Below are 5,641 nucleotides of genomic sequence, written 5' to 3'. Positions count from 1 at the left end.
GAGCAGGAGTGACCGGTCAGGCGTTGCACCCTCCGGTCACCGGGCGGCCGCGGAACCGGTCGAGCAGGAACGGGGCGCCGAACGCGCCGCCGGTGACCGCCTGCAGGAAGTGGTTGTACTCGTCGACCTCGGGCAGGACGTCGTCGCGGTAGACCACCTGCCCTCCTGCGCCGCACCAGGTGGAGGCCAAGTCACGGGCCTGCTGGTACTCCACGTTCAGGTCATGGCGCCCGGAGATGACCATGGTCGGCGCGGCCGGGGTGCCCAGCCCGATGCGCTGGTCGTTCATCGCCTTCTCCCCGACGGGGATGTCACCGAGCAGCTGGTCCAGTGTGCGGCCGTCGGCGGTCCACATGTCCGTCGTCTGGTAGCCGTAGTCCTCGGTGATCTCGTCGGTGCACATTCCCGACAGGTTCTCCATCGTGGCCTTGCCCTCCGCGGACAGGTGCGTGTCCATGGCCTCCTCGAGCTCCGGGTAGCGTTCGACCAGGCCGTTGATGGTGAAGCCGATCGCCCCGACCAGGTCGGAGCCGTCGATGTTGCGCTGCACCGCCCCGAGGTCGGCCGGCGGGGCGGAGGCGTAGGCCCCTGCGACGTCCAGCTCCGGACCGTAGGACGCCACGGCCTCCACCGCCGCGGCCGAGGCCCCGCCGCCCTGCGAATGGCCGTAGAAGGCGACGTCGCCGAAGCCGCCGCCCCGTCCCTCCACCACGGTGCGGGCCGCACGGGCAGCGTCGATCATCGCGTGGGCCTGGTCGTCACGGTTCATGTAGGTGTGGACTCCCGGCGTCCCCATTCCCACATAGTCGGTCACGACGACGCGGACGCCCTGGGTGGCGAAGACCCAGTCGTAGAGGCCTTCCAGGGCCACTGTCCGCCCGGAGTCCAAGGGGTCGGGCTGGTTGTCCAGCGGCCAGTTGCGCGACGGAGCGCACTGGTCGCCCTGGCCCACGGTGCCGCGTCCGATGACCACGGTGGGACGCTCCCCCGGTCCGTCCCACGGCACCGTCGGTTCCACGACGTATCCGCTGACAGGGACGGCTTTCCCGTGCATGTCCGTGGTGGAGTACATGATCTTCGTCGCCGTGTTCGGCACGGCGAGCTGTCGCCCGTCGACGCCCCGTGGAGTCGGGTTGTAGGCCGCATCCTTCGTCCGGAGCACGTCACCCGGCGCACCCGGCGCGAGGCCCGCCGTGTCATAGAACGGATCGGCGTCCGACGCCCCTACCCGCGGTGCGCTCCCTCCCCACGGCAGAGTCTGGGCCATTGCAGGGGCTGTGACCAGGGCTGCTGCGGTAGCAGTGGCGGTCAGTACAGCGATGAAGGAGGCGGACCGTGAGGAGCGCGGACGACGGTGGAACATGGAGGGCCTTATGTCGGGGAGTGCGTTCCCGGTTGAATCTAGCCCGATCCGGGAACATTCGGACACAAACGGAATAACTAACACGTTCCCACATATTCAGTCACACCCGGGGGTATATGCCTGGCGCGGTATGCCGCGTAAGGTTTGAGCATGTCCATTCATCTGATCATCATGGGCGTCAGCGCCAGCGGGAAGACCACGGTCGCCGAGTTGCTCGACGACCGCACCGGCGTCCCCTACGCCGAGGCGGACGCCTTCCACCCCGAGGCCAACAAGGCCAAGATGGCCTCCGGCCAGCCGCTCAACGACGATGACCGGTGGCCCTGGCTCCACGAACTCCGGGACTGGATGACCTCCCAGGCACGGGAGGGACGGTCCACCATCGTCACCTGCTCGGCCCTGAAGAAGACCTACCGGGACATCCTCCGCGATGCAGAGGGCGACGAATTCTTCGTCGAACTCGACGCCCCCGAGGACGTCCTCGCCGCACGGATGGAGGCCCGGAAGGGGCACTTCATGCCGACATCACTGCTGCGCTCCCAGCTCGAGACACTCGAGGCCCTGGACGCGGACGAGAAGGGCGCGGTCCTCGACGCGACCGCGTCCCCGGAGTCGATCGTGGACGAGATCCTCCGGCTGCCCGAACTCGCGGGCCTGGGCACCGGAACAGCCGGCACTGACGGCGCAACGGAAGGCGCGCCGCTGTGAACGCCGCGGGCCTGACGCTGCTGGCCGCCGACGCCGGGGAGGCCACCAGCACCGCCGGTGACGGCCAGCTCGTCATCGCCGCGCTGATCGGCATCGCGCTGATCATCGGCCTGATCGTCTGGGCGAAGCTCAACCCGTTCCTGTCCCTGATGATCGGCTCGGCGGTGCTCGCCCTGGTCGCCGGAACCCCCCTGGTCGAAGCATTCGGGAGCTTCACCGACGGCTTCGGCGGTACGGTCGGCGACGTCGGCGTGCTGATCGCACTGGGTGCGGTGATCGGGCAGTTCCTGGTGAAGTCCGGCGCCGCCGACAGCATCGTGGACGCCTTCCTGGACCGCACCGCACCGAAGTGGCGTCCGTGGGTCATCGCCGGACTGGCGATGCTGCTGGGGATCCCGCTGTTCTTCGAGGTCGGAATCGTCCTCCTCATCCCCGTGGTGATGCTCGCCGCACGGCGTTCCCAACTGCCCGTGATGATGCTCGGCATCCCCGCGCTGGCCGGCCTGTCGGCACTGCACGCCCTGGTCCCGCCGCACCCCGGTCCGCTGATCGCGGTGGACGCGCTGGGCGCGAACCTGGGTGTGACCCTGGCTCTCGGCCTGCTGGTCTCGCTCCCGGTCGTGGCAATCGCCGGTCCCCTGTCGGCGAAGCTCATGGCCCGCTGGGTCCCGATCTCCGCCCCAGCCACGATCGCCGGTCAGGACGTCACGGAGATGACGGCGGGCGATCCCGACTCGCGCCCCTCGGTGTCCCGTGGACTGACCGTGGTCCTACTGCCGGTGGTGATGATGCTCTCACGCACCATCGTCGAATCACTGCAGGTCTCGGAGGACTCGGTCGTCTACAAGACCTTCGAGTTCCTGGGGGAACCGATTGTCGCCCTGCTGGCCACCGTCCTGTTGGCCATGTTCTTCCTCGGCTTCGGGGTGGGACGCAGCCGACAGGAGGTGTCTGACCAGGTAAGCGGCGCATTCGGCCCGATCGCCGGAGTGATCCTGATCGTCGGTGCCGGCGGTGGTTTCAAGCAGACGCTGGTGGACACCGGCGTGGCCGACGTTGTCGGTCAGTGGGTGCAGGACGCCCCGGTGTCCCCGCTGGTCGCCGGTTGGCTGGTGGCGGTGTTCATCCGCCTGGCCACCGGTTCGGCGACGGTGGCGACGGTGACCGCGGCGGGCATCATGGCCCCCGTGGCCGCAGGCATGGGCTCGACGGAGGTCGCCCTGCTGGTACTGGCGATCGGCGCGGGCTCGGTGTTCTTCTCCCACGTCAACGACGCAGGCTTCTGGCTGGTCAAGGAGTACTTCGGCATGACCGTGCCGCAGACGCTCAAAACGTGGTCGTTGATGGAGACCGTGCTGTCCGTCGTGGCGTTGGGCGTGGTCATGCTGGTCCACCTGGTGATATGACCGTGGTCTGACACCACTCCCCCACCCGGCGGATAGCTTCCCCGGGCATACGGGGCGGGGCATTCGAACGAATGGTTCGAACGCGGCCGAGCCGTGTCCATGGCCCGTGTGATGATTCTTCTCGTTCACGACATTCCACGAGAGAGACGCCATCACATGAGCACCCAGAACACCCAAGCCGGCCAGCCCATCCAGCAGCCGGAGACCACGAAGAAGCCCTTCTACAAGAAGGCCTGGTTCATCATCCTGGTGATCGTCCTGGTCATCATCGTCGCCGTCAACATGGGCGGCGGGGAGGACGATGACACGAGTGCCTCAGAGGCCACGTTGCCCGCGGCATCCACCCCTGCCCAGCTGGAGCAGGACGAGGCCGGGGATACCGCAGACGACACCGTCGCTGATGGGCAGGACGTTCCCGAGCAGGACGCCGTAGAACCGCCGGCGCCCAGCAGTGACGAGGTCCCGCGTGAGTTCCGCTCCGCCCTTTCGTCCGCAGAGACGTACTCGGAGATGATGCACATGTCGAAGGCGGGCATCTACGATCAGCTGACCTCGGAGTACGGCGGGCAGTTCACCGCCGAAGCGGCGCAGTACGCCATCGACAACATTGACGCGGACTGGAACAACAACGCCCTGGAGTCCGCACGGACCTACCAGGACACCATGAACATGTCCCCTGCGGCGATCCACGATCAGTTGACGTCGGAGTACGGCGGGCAGTTCACTGCGGAGGAGGCGGACTTCGCCATCGGGAACCTGTAGGCGCGCCTGCCCGAGACAAGAGCAACCCCACGGGGTGGACAACTGATTCCACCCCGTGGGGTTGCTCTGACTTCGGCCCCGAGGGGCGCAGGGAGATCTCCCCCGCTACCTCGCGCTGACCTGGCCGAAGACCTTGGCAACGGGCGCGATCACCAATGGCCGGGCCGCGAACAGTGCCGCTATGGACACGAGGATCGCCGCAACGAACCAGATGAAGCCTCCCCACCCGCCAATCGGGGTACCGGCGAACATGTGGTCCAGGTTCTTCTTCATTCCCGTCGCAAAGACGAGGAAGACGTGGATGACCACGAACAGGACAAAGAACAGCATCGTCGGGTAGTGGATCGCACGGGCGACCGGTGCCGGGTAGATCTTGTTCAGGGTCTTGGCCTCCTTCGGCCACCACTCGCTCTGGCGCAGGCCGGAGATGATCGCCAACGGTGCGGCGATGAAGACCACGACGAAATACATGAGCTGCTGGATGCTGTTGTAGTTCACCCAGCCATTCTCGGCCGGCCAGTCCAGGGTCGCGTACTGCAGCATGGCGGATGCCGCGTTCGGGAACACCTCCCAGCTGGTGGGCACGATGCGGGCCCAGTGCCCACTGACGAACAGCAGGACGATGAAGATGACACCGTTGAGGATCCACAGCAGGTCCAGCGAGGTGTGCAGCCACAGGTGGATGCTGATCTTCTTGCCGCCCTTCTTCGGCTGCCACACAGCCGGGGGCTTCTGCTGTCGACGCACCCTGAGGCCCGATTGAATAATCAGGAACAGGAAGAAGAAGTTCAGGAAGTGGGTCCACCGGGCCCAGGCCGGGAAGCCATCGTCGACGAACTCGGGGAGGTGGTACTCACCGGGGTAGTCGTCAATCCAGCTCTCGACCGCATCGAGACCGGCAATCCACCGGGCGCCGAGGACGACGACCGCAGCGACGACAATGACGATGCCGAGCCCGATACCGCCGAGCTTTCCCCACTCAGCGAGGGACTTCTCGCCGATCATGATCGGCTCGCGCTTCTTCTTCGGCTTGTCCTGGGAGGCCTTCGACTTGGTGGCGGTGGCCGCAGCTGCACCGCCGGCGGCCGCCGCTGCCGCACCCGCAGCTGCAGGCGCACCGGGGACTCCGGGCGCACCGGGGGCGGACGGAGCGCCGCCCGCCGCAGGCGCACCGGGGACCGCGGGCGCTGCACCAGGAGCACCCGGCGCTGCAGGAGCGCCACCAGCCGCGGGGGCACCAGGAGCCGAGGGGGCTGAAGGAGCGCCGGGGGCGCCAGGGGCGCCAGGAGCCGACGGGGCACCCGGAGCTGCAGGCGCGCCGCTGGCTGCGGGTGCACCGGGAGCGCCGGGAGCACCCGGGGCCGAAGGTGCTGAGGGAGCACCCGGGGCACCAGGAGCCGAC

The 5,641-nt window shown here is 67.6% G+C and carries 5 protein-coding genes; 3 read left to right on the top strand and 2 right to left on the bottom strand.

The annotated features are described in order from the left end of the window. Positions 1–16: 16 nt before the first annotated feature. Positions 17–1,267, bottom strand: a complete 1,251-nt coding sequence (locus ACTIL2_RS04735; RefSeq protein ID WP_442336307.1) for a lipase family protein — start codon at positions 1,265–1,267, stop codon at positions 17–19. Positions 1,268–1,513: 246 nt separating this feature from the next. Here ACTIL2_RS04735 and ACTIL2_RS04730 point away from each other — a divergent pair, with 246 nt between their 5' ends. From ACTIL2_RS04730 to ACTIL2_RS04720, 3 genes are all read left to right on the top strand, one after another. Then, positions 1,514–2,071 carry a gluconokinase gene (locus ACTIL2_RS04730; RefSeq protein WP_442336306.1) on the top strand — a complete coding sequence of 186 codons (558 nt, stop codon included), beginning with the start codon at positions 1,514–1,516 and terminating at the stop codon, positions 2,069–2,071. Beyond that, a complete protein-coding gene (locus tag ACTIL2_RS04725; protein WP_442336305.1) occupies positions 2,068–3,477 on the top strand; it encodes a GntP family permease in 1,410 nt (469 codons plus the stop codon). The genes ACTIL2_RS04730 and ACTIL2_RS04725 overlap by 4 nt, the downstream gene beginning before the upstream one ends. 156 nt (positions 3,478–3,633) lie before the next feature. After that, positions 3,634–4,239, top strand: coding sequence for an Ltp family lipoprotein (locus tag ACTIL2_RS04720; protein WP_442336304.1), 606 nt, complete (start codon positions 3,634–3,636; stop codon positions 4,237–4,239). 105 nt (positions 4,240–4,344) lie between these two features. On the opposite strand, the gene ACTIL2_RS04715 is transcribed toward ACTIL2_RS04720, so the two are convergent. After that, positions 4,345–5,244 carry a cytochrome b/b6 domain-containing protein gene (locus ACTIL2_RS04715; RefSeq protein WP_442336303.1) on the bottom strand — a complete coding sequence of 300 codons (900 nt, stop codon included), beginning with the start codon at positions 5,242–5,244 and terminating at the stop codon, positions 4,345–4,347. Positions 5,245–5,641: the final 397 nt, after the last annotated feature.

The sequence above is a fragment of the Corynebacterium sp. genome (genome assembly GCF_052107835.1).
In the GTDB taxonomy this organism is placed as follows: domain Bacteria; phylum Actinomycetota; class Actinomycetes; order Mycobacteriales; family Mycobacteriaceae; genus Corynebacterium.
The sequence above is the reverse complement of the archived record's forward strand: the minus strand, read 5'-3'. Positions and strand labels throughout refer to the sequence as shown.

Bases quoted from the DNA above. Each gene is read 5' to 3' on its own strand.
- ACTIL2_RS04735 (WP_442336307.1), bottom strand. From the start codon at position 1,267: ATGGCCCAGACTCTGCCGTGGGGAGGGAGCGCACCGCGGGTAGGGGCG.
- ACTIL2_RS04730 (WP_442336306.1), top strand. From the start codon at position 1,514: ATGTCCATTCATCTGATCATCATGGGCGTCAGCGCCAGCGGGAAGACC.
- ACTIL2_RS04720 (WP_442336304.1), top strand. From the start codon at position 3,634: ATGAGCACCCAGAACACCCAAGCCGGCCAGCCCATCCAGCAGCCGGAG.
- ACTIL2_RS04715 (WP_442336303.1), bottom strand. From the start codon at position 5,244: ATGATCGGCGAGAAGTCCCTCGCTGAGTGGGGAAAGCTCGGCGGTATC.